This window comes from Nocardioides exalbidus (assembly GCF_900105585.1).
Lineage (GTDB): Bacteria > Actinomycetota > Actinomycetes > Propionibacteriales > Nocardioidaceae > Nocardioides > Nocardioides exalbidus.
On the sequence record NZ_FNRT01000001.1, the window covers coordinates 34,938 to 52,606 of the forward strand.

Here is a 17,669-nt window from a genome sequence, read left to right on the forward strand (position 1 = left end):
CGGCGCGCCTCAGATGGCGCAGCCGTCGGGACCGCAGGCCTCGCCGGCGTCACCGGTCGCAAGCACCTCGATCTTCGGGTGCGACGCCGACCACGCCTTCTCGAGGACCTGGCTGAACACCTCGGTCGGCTGGGCTCCGGAGACGCCGTACTTCTCGTCGATGACGAAGAACGGGACGCCCGTCGCGCCGTAGGCCTGCGCCTGCTCCACGTCGGCGTGCACGTCCTGGGTGAACTCGGTGCCGGCGAGCACCTCGTCGACGCGTGCGCCGTCGAGCCCGGCGGCGACCGCGAGCTCGCGCAGCACCGCGTGGTCGGCGACGTTGCGCGCCTCGGTGAAGTACGCCTTCAGCAGCGCCTCCTTCACCCGGCCCTGCAGCTCGTTGCCGCCCTGCTCGTGCGCGAGGTGGATGACGCGGTGGGCGTCGACGGTGTTGAGGTGGAGGGTCTCGGAGAGCCGGTAGACCAGGCCCTCCTCGGCCGCGACGGCCTCGACGCGGTCCTGCATCTGCTTCGCGCCGTCGGGCGACTGGCCGTACTTGCGGGCCAGCATGGCCGTGGTGTTCTCCGTCGGCACGGCCGGCGCGCCCGGGTCGAGCTGGTAGGAGCGCCAGTGCACCTCCACCTCGTCGGCGTGCGCGAACTCGGCCAGGGCGTTCTCGATGCGACGCTTGCCGATGTAGCACCACGGGCAGACGACGTCGGACCAGATCTCGATCTTCACGACCGCACCAACACCGCCGGTCCGCCGGGTGTTCCCGCTCAGGCCTCCTGGCGCGCCACCGTCGTACGCCGGAGCAGGTAGCCGCCGACGAGCCCGATCAGCAGCGCGAAGAGGACGCCCAGGTTGGCGAACGCCCACGCACCGTCGCGGCCGCCGAGGCCGAGCGGGCCGAGGAGGTAGCCCTGCCAGTTGTTCCACGAGGCGTCGTCGGAGAACGTGTTGATGACCAGGCCCCAGCCGACGACCGACGCGGCGACCATCAGCCCGATGGACGACCAGTCGAACGACCCGTAGCGACCCGAGGCGTCGAAGAGGGCCTCGTCGTCGTAGTCGCGCTTGCGCAGGGCGATGTCGGAGATCATGATCCCGGCCCAGGCGGCGAGCGGGACGCCGAGCGTGATGAGGAAGCTCTGGAACGGCCCGGCGAAGTCCTGGGCCACGAAGACGACGTAGAACGTGCCGAGGGTCAGGATCACGCCGTCGACCGCGGCCGCCTGCGGGCGCTTGAGCCGCACGCCGAGCGAGAGCAGGGTCAGCCCCGAGGAGTAGATGCCGAGCACCGCGCCGCTCACCAGCGACAGGATCGCGGCCAGCAGGAACGGGACGAGGAACCACGTCGGCAGCAGCGTCGCGAGCGTGCCGATCGGGTCGCCGGCGACACCGTCGAGGATGTCGGTCGACGAGCCGGCCAGCGCGAGGCCGAAGAGCACCAGCACGACCGGCGCGAGCGCGCCGCCCGCGGTGTTCCAGGCGACGATCGAGGGGCCCGACGCGGTGCGCTTCTGGTAGCGCGACCAGTCGGCGGCGATGTTGATCCAGCCGAGGCCGAAGCCGGTCATCACCATGACCAGTGCGCCGATGACGGACTGCAGGGAGCCGGCCGGGATGTCCTGCACCGCGCCCCAGTCGATGTCGTCGAGGGTGAGTGCCATGTAGAGCACGGTGACGATGCCCGTGATCCAGGTCAGCACGGACTGCATCCGCATGATGATGTGGTAGCCCGCGACGCTCGCCGACACGATGAGCGCGGCCACCACGACCGCGGCGACGACCTTGGTCCCGGTGCCGCCGCCCCAGCCGAGGCGGGTGAAGATCGTCGAGGTGGCGAGCACGGCGAGGATCGCCAGGAACGTCTCCCAGCCGATGGAGACCAGCCAGGAGATGACGCCCGGCACCTTCTGGCCGTCGACGCCGAACGCCGCCCGGCTGAGCACCATGGTCGGCGCGGAGCCGCGCTTGCCCGCGATCGCGATGATCCCGCAGAGCAGGAACGACACGACGATGCCGATCACCGACACGACCACGCTCTGCCAGAACGAGATGCCGAAGTAGAGGACGAACGAGGCGTAGCTCAGGCCGAAGACCGACACGTTGGCGGCGAACCACGGCCAGAACAGGTCCTGGGGCCGCGCGGTCCGTGCGGACTCCTCGATGATCTCGATGCCCGTCGTCTCGACGCCGAGCCGGCGGGTCTGCTCGAGGCCCGAGGACGGGGTCACTGTGTCGCTCATACGTGAATCGTCGCGCACCTCGGGCCCGGGAGGAAGCACCGCACGCGTGGCGGACGACTCAGGCGAACAGCGCCTGGCCGACGTGCTCACCCGGGCCGGTGCCGGGCGGCACGGCGAAGAGCGCGGAGCCGGTGAACTTGAGGTACTCCGCGAGCGCGTCGGTCTTCGACATCACCAGCTGCACGGGGATGAAGTGGGTGTCGGGGTCGCGGACGTAGGCGATGAAGAACAGCCCGGCGTCGAGGCCGCCGAGCGCGTTGGAGCCGTCGACGAAGTTGTAGCCGCGACGCAGCATCCGCACGCCGCCGTTCGTGTCCGGGTGGACGACGCGCACGTGGGAGTCCACCGGGATGACGGGCTGGTCGTTGCTGCCGGGCATCGAGAAGTCGGGCTCGGTCATCTCCTCGCCACCCGAGAGCGGCGCGCCGGTGCCCTTGGTGCGGCCGATGAAGGACTCCTGGTCGCCGAGCGGCTGCCGGTCCCAGATCTCGATGTTCATGTTGATCCGGCGGGCGACGAGGTAGGAGCCGCCGACCAGCCAGGCGGCTGCGTCGTCGTCTCCGGACCCGACCCAGACGTGCTGGTCGAGCGCGTCGGCCTCCTCGGCCTTGACGTTGGCCGTGCCGTCCTTGAAGCCGAAGAGGTTGCGGGGCGTCGACTGGCTCGTCGACGTCGTCGAGGTGCGGCCGAAGCCGAGCTGCGACCAGCGCACCGAGACGGTGCCGAACCCGATCCGGGCCAGGTTGCGCACCGCGTGCACCGCGACCTGCGGGTCGTCGGCGCACGCCTGGATGCAGAGGTCGCCGCCCGAGCGCTCCGGGTCGAGGAGGTCACCCGGGAAGTGCGGGAGCTCGCGCAGTGACGCCGGCTGCCGGTCCGCGAGTCCGAACCGGTCCTTGCCGTCGGCGTCGCGGAAGAGCGTGGGCCCGAACCCGAACGTGATGGTCAGCCCGCTCGCCGGCAGGTCGAGCGCCTCGCCGGTGTCGTCGGGAGGCAGGTTGACGTCGCCGTCGACCGCACCGTTGCCGGCGGGCTCGCCCGCGGTCATCTGCTCCGCGGCGGTGGTCCACGCCTGCAGCAGCGCGACCAGGTCGTCACGCGAGTCGGTCACGACGTCGAAGGCCGCGAAGTGCAGCCGGTCCTGCGCCGGGGTGACGATGCCGGCCTGGCGCTCGCCCCGGAAGGCGTACGACGACGAGCGCGCGCCGTCGGCCGCGCTCGGGGTCGCCGCGTCGGCGGTGGCCCGCCCGGCGACGTACGCCCCCGCCACGCCGGCAGCAGCGACCCCGCCCCCAGCAGCCCGCGTCGGCTGACGCGGCTGCTGGGCTGCGAGGTCGTGGGCTCGGGCTGCTCGGTCAGGACAGCACCGCCGCGGTGAGCTTCGACAGCGGCTCGGAGAGCGCGTTGACGGCGTCGGAGAGGGCCTTCACCTGGTCGGGCGTCAGGTCGTCGTAGGAGACGAAGCCGTCACCACGCTTCTGCTCGTCGAGCAGCGCCTGGAGGTCGTCGAAGCGGGTGGTGAGCTGCTCGGCGAGGGCGGGGTCCTTCTCCTCGACGATCGGCTTGACGCCCTCGAACCCGACGCGGGCGCCGTCGACGTTGGCCTGGAAGTCGTAGAGGTCGGTGCGCGACCAGTACTCCTCCTCGCCGGTGACCTTGCCGGTGGCGACCTCCTCGAGCAGGCCGCGCGAGCCGTTGGCGATGCCGTCGACCGTGTAGGTCAGGTCCTGCACGCGGGAGTCGAGCTCCTCGGTGTTGGCGAGCAGGTCGTCGCCGTAGGTCACGCGCTGCTCGTCGGTGAGCGGGGTGTAGTCCTCGGCGCGCTGGGGCCAGAGGTCCTTCTCGATGAGGTGCCAGCCGGTCCACTTCTGGCCGGGCTCGAGGTCGGCCTCGCGGGCGTCCATCATCGGGTCGAGGTCACCGAACGACTCGGCCACGGTCTCGATGCGCTCCCAGTGAGTGCGCGCGACCGGGTAGAGCGCGCGGGCGGCCTCGTCGTCGCCGGACTCGTAGTGCTCGACGAACTGCCGGGTCTTCTCGAGCAGCTGGGCCGACTGGTCCTGGACGTAGGCGGCGTAGTTGGTCTGCGCGTCCTCGACGAGCTGGGCCTGGTCCTCGCTCACGGTGACGTCCTGGTCGGACTCGGTCACGGTGAAGTCGGCGCGGATGCCCTCGCCGGTCATGCCGGGCTTGCACGCGGTGAAGTACTGGCCGGCGGGCGCGTTGACCGTCAGCGCGCGGGAGATGCTCGGGCCGACGTTCTCGACCTCGGCGACGATGCGCAGGCCGTCCTCGCCGAGGAGGTAGAACTCGGTGACCTGGTCGCCGGAGTTCGTGACGTCGAAGGTCAGCGTGCCGGCCGGGGCCTCGCTGGCGGAGAGGGTGCACGCGTCGGCCGAGGAGTCGACGGTCAGCGCGCGCGGGTCGGACGTGTCGCCGCCGGTGCTGGCGGAGTCGGCGTTCTCGGTGCACGCGGACAGGAACGGCGACGCGAGCAGCAGCACGGTCACCGGGGCGGCGAGGGTGGTCTTGCGCATGTGGTGGCTCGTTTTCAGGTGTCGTGGACGAGTGGGCGGTGGGGGCTCGAGGGATCCGGACGGAGGCGACGGCGTCAGGCGGCGGGAGCCGACGACGCGGGCGCCGGGACCTTCGCGGGCGCCTTCGGGCGGCGACGGATGGTGATGAGGAAGAGGGCCATCACCGGGATGGCGTAGAGCAGCCAGGCGGCGGCCTCGAGCTTGGTCGTGGCCGGCGAGAAGTTGAAGACGCCCTTGAGGAGCGCGCCGTACCAGCTGTTCGCGTCGATGGTGTCGGAGACGTCGAAGGCGAGGTCGCCGAGGCCGGGCAGGAAGCGGGCCTCCTGCAGGTCGTGCACGCCGTAGGCCAGCACGCCGGCGGCCACGAGGATCAGGAAGGCCCCGGTCCAGGTGAAGAACCTGGTGAGGTTGATGCTGACGGCGCCCCGGTAGATCAGGTAGCCGAGCAGCACGGCCGTGGCCAGCCCGAGGGCCGCGCCGGTCAGCGGCTCCCACGTCGGCGTCGAGATGCCGGTGGCGGCGCGGGTGCCGGCCTGCGTCGCGGCCCACAGGAAGAGGGCGGTCTCGAGGCCCTCGCGACCGACGGCGAGGACGGCGACCAGCACGAGCGACCAGCGACCCCCGTCGGCGGCGTCGTCGATCTTGCCGCGGAGCTCACCGCTGAGGCCGCGCGCGGCGCGAGCCATCCAGAAGATCATCCACGTCACGAACCCGACCGCGACGATCGAGAGGCTGCCGCCGATGAGCTCCTGCGCCTCGAAGGTGAGGCCGCGGGGTCCGTAGGTCAGCGTGGCGCCGAACGCGAGGCTCACCCCCACGGCCAGCGCGACGCCGGCCCAGATCCGCGGGAGCAGGTGGCGACGGTCGGTCTTGACCAGGTAGGCCACGAGGATGCTCACGACCAGGGCCGCCTCCAGCCCCTCGCGCAGCCCGATCAGGTAGTTCGCCAGCACAGATCGGGAGACTACACCTAAGGTCAGGCTTGCCTAATTCTTCAGTCTGAGTCGTGGATCACAGGCCGAGCGCCGTCAGCCTCGCGTCGTACTCGTCCTCGATGTCCTCCTCGGGGCGGTCGGACTCCCAGAGCGCCTCCAGCGCCGCCCTCGTCCCGGCGTCGAGCGCGTCGTAGTCCTCGCGCCACTTCTCCGCGTCCTCGATCCAGTAGCCGACGGACTTGTAGGCCGAGGCGGGCAGGCCCAGCGCGTGGCGCAGGTGCTTGCGCACGCCGCGCAGCGCCTTGCTCTCCCCCGCCACCCAGACGTAGCCGACGCCGTCGGGCCGGGTCAGCGACTCGACCACCTCGGGGAGGCGGCTCGGTCCGTGCCCGTTGCCCGACACGATGCGTACGACGTCGGAGTCAGGGTCGAGGCCGGGATGGGTCGGCAGCGGCACGTCGGTGTCGGCGTCGGGCAGCTCGAGGACCACGCGGGTGCGCACCTCGACCGGGGTGTTCTCGATGATCCGCGACAGCGCCGGCAGCGCGGCGGCGTCGGCGGCGAGCACCTGCCAGGAGAGGTCGGCAGGAGCGTCGTACATCGCGGTGGGGCTGTTGAGGCCGACGACGTCGCCGGGCCTCGCGCTCCGCGCCCAGGTCGACGCGACGCCGCCGTCGTGGACGACGAAGTCGATGGTGACCTCGCCGGCGACCGGGTCGTGGTCGCGCACGGTGTAGGTGCGCAGCAGCGCGAGGTCGACCTGGCCGAAGTCGAAGACGCCGTCCTCGACGACCGGCAGCCTCGGCTCGGCCTCACCCGCGGGCGGGAACATCACGCGGAGGTACTCGTCACCGACCCCGGTGCTCTCGAAGTCGGCGAGCCCGGCGCCACCGAGCACGACCCGGCGCAACCAGGGCGCGAGCTCCTCGACGCGGACGACCTCGGCGCGGTGGACGCGCATCGGGACCTGGGGCAGGGCGGGCATCGGGACCTCTTCGATCGGCGGCTCGTCGGGCGACGTGTTAGGCAAGCCTAACCTGTCGTCGTACGACGACGCGGCCCTCCCCTGCGTCAGGGGAGGGCCGCGTCGGTCGACCTGCGTGGCGGGTGCCGATCAGCGGGCGGCGGTGCCCTCGACGTAGTCGGAGTCGTGCGACTTCACCCACGCCATGAGCTTCCGCAGCTCGCGGCCGGTCTGCTCGATCGGGTGCGACTCACCCTTCTTCCGGAACTCGGTGAACTCCGGCGAGCCGTTGTCCATGTCTGTGATGAAGCGCTCGGCGAACGCGCCGGAGGTGATGTCGGCGAGGACGTCCTGCATGTTCTTCTTCACGTCGGGCGTGATCACGCGCGGGCCGGAGACGTAGTCGCCGAACTCGGCGGTGTCGGAGACCGACCAGCGCTGCTTGGCGATGCCGCCCTCGTACATGAGGTCGACGATCAGCTTGAGCTCGTGGAGGCACTCGAAGTAGGCGACCTCGGGCTGGTAGCCGGCCTCGATGAGGGTCTCGAAGCCGTACATCACCAGCTGCGAGGCACCGCCGCACAGCACGGCCTGCTCGCCGAACAGGTCGGTCTCGGTCTCCTCGGTGAACGTGGTCTTGATGCCACCGGCGCGGAGGCCACCGATCGCCTTGGCGTAGGAGAGGGCGAGCGGCCAGGCGTCGCCGGACGCGTCCTTCTCGACGGCGACGAGCACCGGGACGCCGCGGCCGTCGACGTACTCACGACGCACGAGGTGGCCGGGGCCCTTGGGCGCGACCATGAAGACGTCGACGCCCTCCGGCGGCGTGATGTAGCCGAAGCGGATGTTGAAGCCGTGGCCGAAGACCAGGGTGTCGCCGGGGGTGAGCGCGGGCTCGATCTCCTCGGCGTAGAGCTTGCGCTGGTGCTGGTCGGGGGCGAGGATCACGATCAGGTCGGACTCCTCCGCCGCCTCGCGGGGGGTGAGGACGCGCAGCCCCTCGGCCTCGGCCTTCTCGCGGCTCTTCGAGCCGGGCTGCAGGCCGATGCGGACGTCGACACCCGAGTCGCGCAGGGACAGCGCGTGGGCGTGGCCCTGGCTGCCGTAGCCGATCACGGCGACGTTCTTGCCCTGGATCAGGCTCAGGTCGGCGTCGTCGTCGTAGAACATCTCAGCCACTGGGGGCTCTCCTTCAATTCGGGTTGGGTGACACTTGTCAGGATGGTGGTTCAGATGGCCGAGGCCGGTGCCGGCACGGCGGTCGGGCGCTGGGAGCGCTCGCTGATGGAGCGGGTGCCGCGGCCGATGGCGACCATGCCGGACTGCACGAGCTCGCGGATGCCGAACGGCTCGAGCACGCGCAGCAGGTCGGCGAGCTTGTCGGCGTTGCCGACGGCCTGGATGGTCACGGCGTCGGGGGCGACGTCGACGACCTTGGCGCGGAAGAGCTGGACCGCGTCGAGCACCGCGCCGCGGCTGGCGGCGTCGGCCCGGACCTTGACCAGCATCAGCTCGCGCTTGACCGAGGCGGGACCGTCGAGCTCGACGATCTTGATGACCTCGACCAGCTTGTTGAGCTGCTTGGTGACCTGCTCGAGCGGGGACTCGTCGACGTTGACCACGATGGTCATCCGCGAGATCTCGGGGTGCTCGGTCGGGCCCACGGCGAGGCTGTCGATGTTGTAGCCGCGTCGCGAGAACAGGCTCGCGATGCGGGCGAGCACGCCGGGCTTGTTCTCGACCAGCACGGACAAGGTGTGCTTGTTGGTGCTCATCGACGTCCTCGCTTCGCTCCGGGCGCCGACGAGGCTCCCTGTGCACGGTGTTCGATGGTGGTGTCGCTTCGCTCGTCCACTAGATGTCGTCCTCGTCGTACTGGGGCGCCAGGTCGCGCGCGTACTTGATCTCGTCGTTGCTGGCGCCGGCGGCGACCATCGGCCACACCATCGCGTCGCGGTGCACCCGGAAGTCGACCACGACCGGCTGGTCGTCGATCGCCATGGCCTTCTCGATCGTCGCGTCGACCTCCTCCGGCGACTCGCACGCCAGGCCGACGCAGCCGTAGGCGTCGGCCAGCTTCACGAAGTCGGGGATCCGCTTGGAGTGCAGGTCGGTGTTGGAGTAGCGCTCGTTGTAGAAGAGCGTCTGCCACTGGCGCACCATGCCGAGCGACTCGTTGTTGATGATCGCGACCTTGATCGGGATGTCGTTGATCGCGCAGGTGGCGAGCTCCTGGTTGGTCATCTGGAAGCAGCCGTCGCCGTCGATCGCCCAGACCGTCGTGTCGGGCATGCCGACCTTGGCGCCCATCGCGGCCGGCACGGCGTAGCCCATGGTGCCGAGGCCGCCGGAGTTGATCCAGGTGCGCGGGTTCTCGTAGCCGATGAACTGCGAGGCCCACATCTGGTGCTGGCCGACGCCGGAGGCGTAGATCGAGTCGGGACCGGCGATCGCGCTCAGCCGCTCGAGGACGTACTGCGGGGCGAGCGAACCGTCGTCCGGGGCGTCGTAGCCCAGGGCGTACGTCTTCTTCACCCCGGCCAGGAAACCGACCCACGCCTCGTAGTCGCCGTCGGCGCCCTCGGCCTGCAGGAGCGCCACGAGCTGGGCGATGACCTCCTTGCAGTCGCCGACGATCGGCACGTCGGCGTGCCGGTTCTTGCCGATCTCGGCCGGGTCGATGTCGGCGTGGATGACGAGGGCGTTCGGGGCGAACGAGTCGAGGTTGCCGGTGACGCGGTCGTCGAAGCGGGCGCCGAGGCTGATGATCAGGTCGCTCTTCTGCAGGCCGGCCACCGCGGCGACCGTGCCGTGCATGCCGGGCATGCCGAGGTGCTGCGGGTGGCTGTCAGGGAAGGCGCCGCGGGCCATCAGCGTGGTGACCACCGGGATGCCGGTGAGCGCGGCGAGCTGGGCGAGCTCGCGCGAGGCGTTGGCGCGGATCACGCCGCCGCCGACGTAGAGGACCGGGCGTCGCGCCTCGCGGATGAGGCGCACGGCCTCCTTGATCTGCTTCGCGTGGGGCGTGGTCACCGGCCGGTAGCCGGGCAGGTTGAGCTCGGTGGGCCAGGAGTACGTCGTCATCTGCTGCTGCGCCGACTTCGCGATGTCGACCAGGACCGGGCCGGGGCGGCCGGTCGAGGCGATGTGGAACGCCTCGGCGATCGTGCGCGGGATCTCGGCGGGGTCGGTGACGAGGAAGTTGTGCTTGGTGACCGGCATCGTGATGCCGCGGATGTCGGCCTCCTGGAAGGCGTCGGTGCCGATCATCGAGGCGGCGACCTGTCCGGTGACCGCCACCATGGGCACCGAGTCCATCATCGCGTCCGCGAGCGGCGTCACGAGGTTGGTCGCACCGGGGCCCGAGGTGGCCATGCACACGCCGACCTTGCCGGTCGCCGCGGCGTACCCCTGGGCGGCGTGCCCGGCGCCCTGCTCGTGGCGGACCAGGATGTGCCGGATCCGCGTCGAGTCCATCAAGGGGTCGTAGGCCGGGAGGATGGTGCCGCCCGGGATGCCGAAGATCTCGGTGACCCCGGCTGCTTCGAGAGACGTCACCAGGCTCTGCGCGCCGGTGACCTGTCCGCCCTGCTCCGTCATGGTTCTTCTTCCTGAGTCGTGCCTGCCCAACAAAAAACCCCTCGGCCCGGTGGGCGACGAGGGGTGACGCGCGTGCGTTCGGCCGGAGGCCTCAGCTCACGCGTCGCGTGCGTACAAGAAGGTTCTCGGTGCGCATGTGACAACCGTCGTCGCCGGGGTGGTCCGGCGTCAAGCCAGTGTGACAGGCGTCCCAACATCTGGAACGGTCGTCTCGGATCGTGGCGCGTCGCTGGCGTCGGTGCAGGCTCAGTCGCGGCCGAGGCCGGTCGTGAGGCAGACCTGGTTGCCCTGCGGGTCGGCGAGCACGATGAACGCCGGTGCGTGCTCGTCGCTCACCAGCCTCCCGCCGGCGGCGAGCGCGGCCTCGGTGCGGGGTGCGACGAGCTCCGGCGCGACGCGGACGTCGAGGTGGAAGCGCTGCCTCGGGGTGTCGTGGGGCTCGGTGCGCTGGAACCACAGGGCCGGGCCGTTGCCCGCCAGGTCGCGCACCTCCGCGTCGTGGAGCGGGTGGTCGGAGTAGCCCAGGACGGCTCGCCAGAACGGCTTGACCTCCGTGAGCTCAGGCGTGTCGAGGGCGAGCTCGACGATCTCGACCGCGGCCGGGTCGGCGGAGATCCCCAGCTCGCCCGCCACCTCGCTGATCGCCCGCGCGAGCGCGAGGTCGCGACGGGTCACGCCGAAGACGTCGCGCGAGATCAGCCGGACGTGGAGCGTCGTCGCCCTCAGGTCGAGCTCGGGCGTGTGACCGACCTCCCCGGCGACGCCCCCGACCCGCGCGACGAGCTCGAGGCCGCGGGCGAAGTCTCCCGTGGCGAACCGCGTCTCGAGGGTCTGGAACATCATCCGCCAGTCGGCCAGCCCCTCCCCCGCCTCGACCTCGGCCTGCACCTCGCTGAAGCGCAGCGCCCGGCCCTCGTCCGTCGACGTCATGGGGTCAGCCGCGGTCGAGCGGCGTGCAGATGCAGGACCGGTTGCCGTCGGCGTCCTCGACGACCCAGAACGCCGGAGCCTCGGCGTCGCTGACGAGGGTGCCACCGGCGGCCAGCACGGCCGCGAGGCGCCGCTCCCCCTCGTCGTGCGGGACCCACACGTCGAAGTGCCAGCGCTGCTCGTGGTCCTGGGCCGGCAGGTCGGACTCACCGCGCTCGCCCTTCTGGAACCACAGGCCCGGCACCTGGCCGCTCGGGTCAACCGGCTCGCCGTGGCTCACCTCGCCGCCGAGGAGCGCGGCGTAGAACCCTCCGAGCCGCTCGGGCGCAGCCGTGTCGAGCCCGGGCTCGAGCATGGTCAGCCCGGAGGTGTCGGCCTCCGCGCCGAGCTCGGCCGCGAAGCCGCTGATCCGCCGCGCGAGGTCGATGTCGCGGCTGGTGATGCCGCCGACGTCGTGGCTGCTCAGGGCCACGATCACCTCGGGATAGGTGAGCGAGACGTCCGGGTGGTGGTCGGCCTCGTCCGCCGCCGCCCCGATCCGGTCGACCAGTGCCACCCCCGTGGCGAAGTCGCCGGTGCGGAAGCGTGCCCGGATCCGGTTGAGCACCTTGCGCCAGTCGTCGATCCCGGCCTCGAGGATCTGGTCGTGCGTGAGTCGTGCCTTCGGGTCGTCGCTCATGGCCTCGACCCTGCCACTCCCCACCGACAGCGGCCACCCCTGTGCGCGGGCGCGTGGCCCGGGGCTCAACCGAGGGTCTGGGTGATCTCCCGGGTGTCGCCGTCGACCACGACACGTGCGAGCGCACCGTTGACGAGCGGGAGGTGTGGCGGCACGTGCCCGATCTCGAGGTCCCAGACGATCGGAAGGTCGAGCCGCGCGAGCGCGTCGAGCACCGCACCACGCTGGGTCAGGTCCGGGTGGTTCGGTGCCGCGGTCCTGCCGACCAGCACGGCGGCCGCCCGGTCAAACCAGCCCGCCAGCCGCAGGGAGTGGAGGTAGCGGCAGATGTTCACCGCGTCCTCCTCGCAGGCCTCGACGTACACGATCGTGGGCTCGTCGAGCGTCTCCGCCCACGTGCGGACGTCGCCGTACGCGGTGCCGGCGAGGTTCGCGACGGTCTCCACGCAGCCGCCGACGAGGCGGCCGGTGACGTCGAGGCTGCCGCCGCCCTCGAGCTCCCACTGGCTGGTGCCGACGTGCTTCCACGTGGTGGCGCGGGGGTCCTCCTCGAACCGCCACCAGTCGGTCACGACCCCTGAGTCACGCTGGACGAAGGGCCCCGGGCCGCCGGCGAGGTCGAGCCAGTGGAGCAGCCCGTCGGGGACGGCGTACGGCGTGTCGGCGAGGTTGTCGCCGTGGAGGGTCGCCCAGCCGAGGCGGGTGGTGATCGGCACGAGCACGGTCGAGAGGTCCGAGAACCCGACCAGCCAAGTGGGCTCGGCCTCGGCGAGCGCGTCGTAGTCGAGCAGGTCGACCAGGTCGATCGCGGTCTCGCCGCCCCACGGCGGCAGGACGCAGTGGATGTCGGGATCGGCCAGCATCCGGGTCAGCTCGGCGGCGCGCTGCTCCGCGGGCGCCGAGGTCAGGCCGCTGCCGTCCATGCAGTCCCCGACCACGACGTCGTACCCCCGCTCGCGCAGCCACGCGACGCAGAACTCGATGCGGGTCGCGGCATCTTCGGCGACGCCCGCGGACGGCGAGGTGACACCGATGCGGTCGCCGGGGCGGAGCGGGCGCGGGAAGCGGAGCGGCTGGCTCATGCACCGAGTCTGTCAGTGGCCGCCCATGGAATTGTGTCGCTATGGGTTTCCTCGACACCTCCCTCCCGGCTGCCATCCATGCGGCGACCGGCGTTCCTCGCCTCTGGACCGCGGCGACCCGGGCCGGGCTCAGCGCGTCGCAGGCGGCCGAGGTGCTGGTCGTCTCGCAGGCGGCGCTGAAGACGGCCGCGGTGCAGGGCAAGGGCGTCCCGGGGCGCACCAACGCGATGCGGCACTTCATGTGGCAGGCCGTGCTGACCGCCCGGTTCGGCCGGGAGGCGGCGGCGGCGATCGCTGCCGCGCAGGAGACCGGCTCTCCGAACCGGAAGGACTCGACGGTCGACGCCCACAACAACGCGGTCGGGCAGGCCCATGGCGAGGCGCACGCCGCTGAGCTGGCCTCGGGCTCGGCCTCCGCGGCCGTGGCGAGCCTGGTGCCGGTCGCGCTGGAGAAGTGGGAGGCCGACGAGCTGATCTGGGTCAAGCCGCACTAGGCGGCCAGCACGCGGCGGACGACGTCGCGCAGGGTCCCCTGCTGGTCCTCGGCGGTGAAGTCGGTGTCGACCGCCAGCCGGCCGAGGAAGCCGTCGAGCACCACCAGGACCCAGGCGGTCAGGTCGCGCGCGGTCAGGTCCGTGCGCACCTGCCCGGCGACCTGGGCGCGGGCGATCCACGGCTCGAGGCCGTCCTGGAGCACCCGGCTGTCGAGCGCGAGCGCCACCTCGACCTCGGGCTCCCCCATCACCGCGCTCACCGCGCGCACGAACCCCGCCATCCGCGGGTCCGACATCTCCTCGGCGGTGTGGTCGAGGTAGGCCTCGACGACCGCGAGCGGGTCCGCGTCGGCGGCACGGGCCGCGAACCAGTCGCGGGTCTCGTCGGTGCCGTAGGCCAGGATCGCGAGGAGCAGCGACTGCTTGGTCGGGAAGTAGTGGAAGAACGTCCCCGACCCGATGCCCGCCTGCCGGCAGATCGCCGCCGTCGACGTGCCGGCGTAGCCGGTCGCCGCGAAGCAGGTCAGGGCGGCGTCGATGATGACCAGCCGCCGCGCCTCGTGCTTCTCGGGGTCGACCGTGCGCGCCACGTCCTCAGCCCTCACTTTCTTGGAGCGTGTGCTCTAGTATTGCAGGCATGGGGGAAGAGCACTGGTCGCTGCAGCACGACGGGCACGAGCACGTCGTGACGATCGCGCAGGGCGCACTGGTCCGGTCCGTCGTGTGGACCCGCGACGATGCGGAGCTCGGCCGGAAGAAGACCTCCGACGAGACCATCGTCGTCACGTCGACGGACGGTGGTGCCGTACGCCTGAAGTTCCCGATGGTCGGCCCCGCCCGGCGGGTGACCCTCCACGAGTCCGAGGCGGCCGCGCACACCGGTCTCGGCGGCACCGACTTAGAGCCCGAGGCCGGGTCGAAGGCGGCCGCCCGGGCCGAGTGGATCGGGGCGCACCCGCACCTCCACACGGCGCGGCAGACGGCTCTCGCCGCGGCCGGGGTCGGGGTGCCGATCCTGCTGGTGTGGCTGCTGACGCTCGTCCCGTGGCCGAGCCTGGACATCCCGTGGCCCGACATCGACCTCCCGTCGATCCCGTGGCCGTCGATCCCGTGGCCATCGATCCCCTGGCCATCGATCCCCTGGCCCGACATCAACCTGCCCTCGATCCCGTGGCCCGACCTGCCGTCGCTGCCCGCGTGGACCGAGCCGGTGCGGAAGTTCGCGATCCCGATCCTGATCGCGTTCTTCATCGCCCGTGGCGAGGTCAAGCGGCGGCGCAAGGCGGAGGAGGAGAAGGTCGGGGAGAAGGCCGCACTCGGTCGTGAGTCTCGGGGAGACTCACGAGCCAGCGCGCCTACCGACCCCACGCCGTGAGGCCCTCCCGGTCGTGCTCACCCTCGGGCCAGACGGCCCGGACCACCCCGGCTGCGGCCAGCGCCTTCCGGCAGCCCGGGCAGGGCGGATCGGTGATGTAGGCGGTCGAGCCCTTGGTGTCGCGGGTCGCGAAGAGCAGGGCGTTGACCTCGGCGTGGATGGCGATGCAGAACCCGGGCGTGCCCGGCCGGTCGTAGTCGCCGAGCCCCGGCACGTCGTCGTACCCCAGATGGCCGCGCGGGCACGCGCCCATCAGGCAGTCGTCCTCGCCGGGTGCCGCGCCGTTGTAGCCGGTCGCGATGATCCGGTGGTCGATCGTCAGCACCGCGCCCACCCGACGGCGCGTGCACTTGGCGCGCGCCGCGACGGCGGAGGCGATGCCGAGGAAGTAGTCGTCCCAGCCCGGGACCTGCGCGGTGCTCACGGGAGCACAGACTGCCCGATCTCCTGCGGGTTGTAGGCGACTTCCCAGCGGAAGCCGTCCGGGTCGGCGAAGTAGCCGCTGTAGCCGCCCCACTCGCGCTCGAACGCCTCGCCGATGTCCCTCGCGCCCGCGGCGGCTGCCTGCTCCAGCACGGTGTCGACCCCCTGCCTGGTGGCGAGGTTGTGGGACAGCGTGACGGGAGGTACGCCGCCGCGTGTCGGCGCGTGCCCGACCTCAGCGGTGAAGCCTGCCTCGGCCCACAGGCTCAGGACGACCTTCTCTGCGACCCGGAACATCATCACCTCCCCCGCGACGTGGACCTCTGGCTCCCAGCCCAGGCCATCGACGTAGAACTTCCGGGTGGCCTCGAGGTCGGTCACGACGAGGGTGATGAAGCTGACGCGCTGGTCCATCTGGGTGCTCCCTGCTTCTCGGGTCCTACTTCTCGGGCTCGGGCGGGCGCGCCGCGAGCCGGGCACGTTGGCGCCCCATGGAGTCGAAGTTGCGGTCGTCGAGCCACTCGTCGAGCGCCGTGCTCACCCGTGGCCACTCGAGGTCGGTGATCGAGAACCAGTCGGTGTCGCGGTTGCGGCCCTTGTAGACGACCGCGTTGCGGAAGCGGCCCTCCCAGATGAAGCCGAGGCGGACCGCGGCGCGGCGCGAGGGCGCGTTGAGGCTGTCGCACTTCCACTCGTAGCGCCGGTAGCCGAGGTCGTCGAAGACGTGGCGCATCAGCAGCGCCTGCACCTCGGTGGCGGCGCGGCTGCGCTGGAGCCGGCGGCCGTAGTTGATGCCGCCGACCTCGATCGAGCCCATCGCGGGGTCGATGCGCATGAGCGAGCAGAACCCGATCGCGCGCCCGGTCTCGGTCGGGACGATGGCGAACATCACCTGGCCGTCGTCGGCGGCGCCGCGCTCGACGATCGCGGCCATCTCGTCACGGTCGGCCGGTCGGTCCCAGAAGAGGTACGTCCAGAGGGCGTCGTCGTCGCGACCGCAGACCGCGGCGACCAGGTCGTCGACGTGCTGCGGGCCGATGGGCTCGAGGCGGACGCCCTTGCCCTCCAGGGTGACCGGCCTTGGGGTCTTCGCGGGGGTCCAGTCGACCGGGCGGCCGATCCGCTGGCCGTGGTCGTTGGTGTCGCGGGTGCGGGTCGCCGACAGCTGCACGCCCACGGGCCGGCTCATCGCAGGGCCTCCGCGACCGCGCCCATGCCGCGCTCCACCTCGTCGAAGGACGTGGACAGCGGCGAGAGGCCGATCCGCAACCCACCCGGGTCGCGGTAGTCGGGGATCACGTCGCGCTCCCACAGCCGCGCGGTGACCTCGCGCATCCGCTCGTGGTGGAGCGTCACGTGGCCGCCGCGCTGGGCCGGGTCGCGCGGGGACGCGAGGGTGACCTCAGGCAGGGTCGCATCGGCGAGCTCGACGGCGTACGACGTCAGCGCGACGGACTTCTCCCGGATGGCCCCGATGCCGGCCTCCTCGACGAGCTCGAGCATCGCCTGCATGGCGACCATCCCGAGGATCGGCGGGGTGCCGGAGATGAAGCGTCGGATTCCCTGCGCGGGCGTGTAGCCCGGTCCCATGAAGAACGGGTCGGCGTGGCCCATCCAGCCCTGGATCGGCTGGGTGAGCTCGTCCTGGAGGCGGGCGTTGACGTAGCCGAAGGCGGGTGAGCCGGGGCCGCCGTTGAGGTACTTGTAGGAGCACCCGACGGCGAGGTCGACGTCCCACGCGTCGAGGTCGACCTGGACGGCGCCCGCGGAGTGGCAGAGGTCCCAGAGCACGAGGGCACCGGCCTCGTGGGCGATCCGCGTGAGCTCGGGGGCGTCGGCGAGCCAGGCGGACCGGTAGGCGACGTGGTTGAGGACCACGAGGGCGGTGCGCTCGCCGACGGCCTCGCTGAGCTGGTCGGCCGTGACGCCGGCGGAGGTGTCGACCTCGATCCAGCGCAGGGTCAGGCCGCGCTCGGCGGCGATGCCCTCGGCGACGTACCGGTCCGTGGGGAAGTTGTCGGTGTCGATGACGATCTCGGTCCGGCCGGGGGCGGTCCGCACGGCGTGGTCGACCGCGGCGCGCATCAGCTTGTAGAGCCAGACGGTGGTCGAGTCGCCGACCGCGGTCTGACCGGCGGCTGCGCCCAGTACGATGCGGCCGAGGTCGTCGCCGAGGGTCGTGGGGAGGTCCATCCAGCGCTCGTCCCAGCCCCGGATGAGGCGACCGCCCCACTCCTGCTCGACGAACTCGGTGAGGCGCGCGGCCGCGGCCGCGACCGGCCTGCCGAGCGAGTTGCCGTCGAAGTAGACAAGGTCGGACCCGGCTCCCACGAACCGGTCGCGGAAGGACGCGAGCGGGTCGGCGGCGTCGAGCTGCGCTGCGGTGTTCTGGTTCACCACGGCAACCTATCCACCG

18 protein-coding genes and 1 pseudogene are annotated in these 17,669 nt (G+C 71.5%); 2 read left to right on the forward strand and 17 right to left on the reverse strand.

Annotated features, from left to right (window positions below; translation table 11 throughout):
• Positions 1 to 9: 9 nt before the first annotated feature.
• The 12 genes and pseudogenes from BLV76_RS00175 to BLV76_RS00230 all read right to left on the reverse strand — a co-directional run bounded on the left by BLV76_RS00175 (position 10) and on the right by BLV76_RS00230 (position 12,961).
• Entirely contained in the window at positions 10 to 861 is an 852-nt protein-coding gene (locus BLV76_RS00175) for a DsbA family oxidoreductase (RefSeq protein WP_281246144.1), read from the reverse strand.
• Positions 762 to 2,234, reverse strand: coding sequence for a purine-cytosine permease family protein (locus BLV76_RS00180; protein WP_090967317.1), 1,473 nt, complete (start codon positions 2,232 to 2,234; stop codon positions 762 to 764). Before BLV76_RS00180 ends, BLV76_RS00175 begins: the two co-directional genes overlap by 100 nt.
• 58 nt (positions 2,235 to 2,292) lie before the next feature.
• Positions 2,293 to 3,522, reverse strand: a pseudogene (efeB, locus tag BLV76_RS00185) (iron uptake transporter deferrochelatase/peroxidase subunit); the annotation flags it as partial.
• A gap of 67 nt (positions 3,523 to 3,589) precedes the next feature.
• Complete coding sequence (gene efeO / locus BLV76_RS00190) at positions 3,590 to 4,771, reverse strand: iron uptake system protein EfeO (protein WP_090967319.1); 1,182 nt, start codon at positions 4,769 to 4,771, stop codon at positions 3,590 to 3,592.
• A gap of 74 nt (positions 4,772 to 4,845) precedes the next feature.
• Positions 4,846 to 5,724 carry an iron uptake transporter permease EfeU gene (gene efeU / locus BLV76_RS00195; protein ID WP_090967320.1) on the reverse strand — a complete coding sequence of 293 codons (879 nt, stop codon included), beginning with the start codon at positions 5,722 to 5,724 and terminating at the stop codon, positions 4,846 to 4,848.
• Between the two features lie 58 nt (positions 5,725 to 5,782).
• Positions 5,783 to 6,691: a siderophore-interacting protein gene (locus BLV76_RS00200; protein ID WP_217630212.1), complete on the reverse strand. Its 909-nt coding sequence runs from the start codon at positions 6,689 to 6,691 to the stop codon at positions 5,783 to 5,785.
• 129 nt (positions 6,692 to 6,820) lie between these two features.
• A complete protein-coding gene (gene ilvC, locus BLV76_RS00205) occupies positions 6,821 to 7,849 on the reverse strand; it encodes a ketol-acid reductoisomerase (RefSeq protein WP_090967321.1) in 1,029 nt (342 codons plus the stop codon).
• Positions 7,850 to 7,899: 50 nt separating this feature from the next.
• Complete coding sequence (gene ilvN / locus BLV76_RS00210) at positions 7,900 to 8,445, reverse strand: acetolactate synthase small subunit (protein WP_090967322.1); 546 nt, start codon at positions 8,443 to 8,445, stop codon at positions 7,900 to 7,902.
• Positions 8,446 to 8,524: 79 nt separating this feature from the next.
• Positions 8,525 to 10,270, reverse strand: coding sequence for an acetolactate synthase large subunit (locus BLV76_RS00215; protein ID WP_090967323.1), 1,746 nt, complete (start codon positions 10,268 to 10,270; stop codon positions 8,525 to 8,527).
• A 246-nt stretch (positions 10,271 to 10,516) separates the two neighbouring features.
• Positions 10,517 to 11,200 carry a VOC family protein gene (locus BLV76_RS00220; RefSeq protein ID WP_090967324.1) on the reverse strand — a complete coding sequence of 228 codons (684 nt, stop codon included), beginning with the start codon at positions 11,198 to 11,200 and terminating at the stop codon, positions 10,517 to 10,519.
• Positions 11,201 to 11,204: 4 nt separating this feature from the next.
• Positions 11,205 to 11,879 (reverse strand): 4a-hydroxytetrahydrobiopterin dehydratase, encoded by a 675-nt coding sequence (locus BLV76_RS00225; protein ID WP_090967325.1) that lies wholly within the window; start codon positions 11,877 to 11,879, stop codon positions 11,205 to 11,207.
• A gap of 65 nt (positions 11,880 to 11,944) precedes the next feature.
• Positions 11,945 to 12,961, reverse strand: a complete 1,017-nt coding sequence (locus BLV76_RS00230) for a S66 family peptidase (protein WP_090967326.1) — start codon at positions 12,959 to 12,961, stop codon at positions 11,945 to 11,947.
• A gap of 41 nt (positions 12,962 to 13,002) precedes the next feature.
• Between BLV76_RS00230 and BLV76_RS00235 the strand changes: the two genes are divergently transcribed.
• Entirely contained in the window at positions 13,003 to 13,455 is a 453-nt protein-coding gene (locus tag BLV76_RS00235; protein ID WP_090967327.1) for a DUF6973 domain-containing protein, read from the forward strand.
• On the opposite strand, the gene BLV76_RS00240 is transcribed toward BLV76_RS00235, so the two are convergent.
• Entirely contained in the window at positions 13,452 to 14,060 is a 609-nt protein-coding gene (locus tag BLV76_RS00240; RefSeq protein ID WP_217630213.1) for a TetR/AcrR family transcriptional regulator, read from the reverse strand. The genes BLV76_RS00235 and BLV76_RS00240 overlap by 4 nt on opposite strands.
• 32 nt (positions 14,061 to 14,092) lie before the next feature.
• Between BLV76_RS00240 and BLV76_RS00245 the strand changes: the two genes are divergently transcribed.
• On the forward strand, positions 14,093 to 14,830 hold the full coding sequence (locus tag BLV76_RS00245; RefSeq protein WP_090967329.1) for a hypothetical protein: 738 nt from the start codon (positions 14,093 to 14,095) through the stop codon (positions 14,828 to 14,830).
• On the opposite strand, the gene BLV76_RS00250 is transcribed toward BLV76_RS00245, so the two are convergent.
• The 4 genes from BLV76_RS00250 to kynU are packed head-to-tail and all read right to left on the reverse strand — an operon-like array spanning position 14,811 to position 17,650.
• Positions 14,811 to 15,254, reverse strand: coding sequence for a deoxycytidylate deaminase (locus tag BLV76_RS00250; RefSeq protein WP_090967330.1), 444 nt, complete (start codon positions 15,252 to 15,254; stop codon positions 14,811 to 14,813). The two genes, BLV76_RS00245 and BLV76_RS00250, sit on opposite strands and share 20 nt — an antisense overlap.
• Complete coding sequence (locus BLV76_RS00255) at positions 15,251 to 15,667, reverse strand: VOC family protein (protein ID WP_090967331.1); 417 nt, start codon at positions 15,665 to 15,667, stop codon at positions 15,251 to 15,253. The genes BLV76_RS00250 and BLV76_RS00255 overlap by 4 nt, the downstream gene beginning before the upstream one ends.
• Positions 15,668 to 15,692: 25 nt before the next feature.
• Positions 15,693 to 16,442: a GNAT family N-acetyltransferase gene (locus tag BLV76_RS00260; protein WP_090967332.1), complete on the reverse strand. Its 750-nt coding sequence runs from the start codon at positions 16,440 to 16,442 to the stop codon at positions 15,693 to 15,695.
• Positions 16,439 to 17,650 carry a kynureninase gene (gene kynU / locus BLV76_RS00265; protein ID WP_245734472.1) on the reverse strand — a complete coding sequence of 404 codons (1,212 nt, stop codon included), beginning with the start codon at positions 17,648 to 17,650 and terminating at the stop codon, positions 16,439 to 16,441. The genes BLV76_RS00260 and kynU overlap by 4 nt, the downstream gene beginning before the upstream one ends.
• Positions 17,651 to 17,669 lie beyond the last annotated feature (19 nt).

Bases quoted from the DNA above. Each gene is read 5' to 3' on its own strand.
- BLV76_RS00225 (WP_090967325.1), bottom strand. From the start codon at position 11,879: ATGAGCGACGACCCGAAGGCACGACTCACGCACGACCAGATCCTCGAG.
- BLV76_RS00220 (WP_090967324.1), bottom strand. From the start codon at position 11,200: ATGACGTCGACGGACGAGGGCCGGGCGCTGCGCTTCAGCGAGGTGCAG.
- BLV76_RS00245 (WP_090967329.1), top strand. From the start codon at position 14,093: ATGGGGGAAGAGCACTGGTCGCTGCAGCACGACGGGCACGAGCACGTC.
- BLV76_RS00255 (WP_090967331.1), bottom strand. From the start codon at position 15,667: ATGGACCAGCGCGTCAGCTTCATCACCCTCGTCGTGACCGACCTCGAG.
- BLV76_RS00230 (WP_090967326.1), bottom strand. From the start codon at position 12,961: ATGAGCCAGCCGCTCCGCTTCCCGCGCCCGCTCCGCCCCGGCGACCGC.
- BLV76_RS00260 (WP_090967332.1), bottom strand. From the start codon at position 16,442: ATGAGCCGGCCCGTGGGCGTGCAGCTGTCGGCGACCCGCACCCGCGAC.
- BLV76_RS00215 (WP_090967323.1), bottom strand. From the start codon at position 10,270: ATGACGGAGCAGGGCGGACAGGTCACCGGCGCGCAGAGCCTGGTGACG.
- BLV76_RS00200 (WP_217630212.1), bottom strand. From the start codon at position 6,691: ATGCCCGCCCTGCCCCAGGTCCCGATGCGCGTCCACCGCGCCGAGGTC.
- ilvN (WP_090967322.1), bottom strand. From the start codon at position 8,445: ATGAGCACCAACAAGCACACCTTGTCCGTGCTGGTCGAGAACAAGCCC.
- efeO (WP_090967319.1), bottom strand. From the start codon at position 4,771: ATGCGCAAGACCACCCTCGCCGCCCCGGTGACCGTGCTGCTGCTCGCG.
- BLV76_RS00180 (WP_090967317.1), bottom strand. From the start codon at position 2,234: ATGAGCGACACAGTGACCCCGTCCTCGGGCCTCGAGCAGACCCGCCGG.
- BLV76_RS00235 (WP_090967327.1), top strand. From the start codon at position 13,003: ATGGGTTTCCTCGACACCTCCCTCCCGGCTGCCATCCATGCGGCGACC.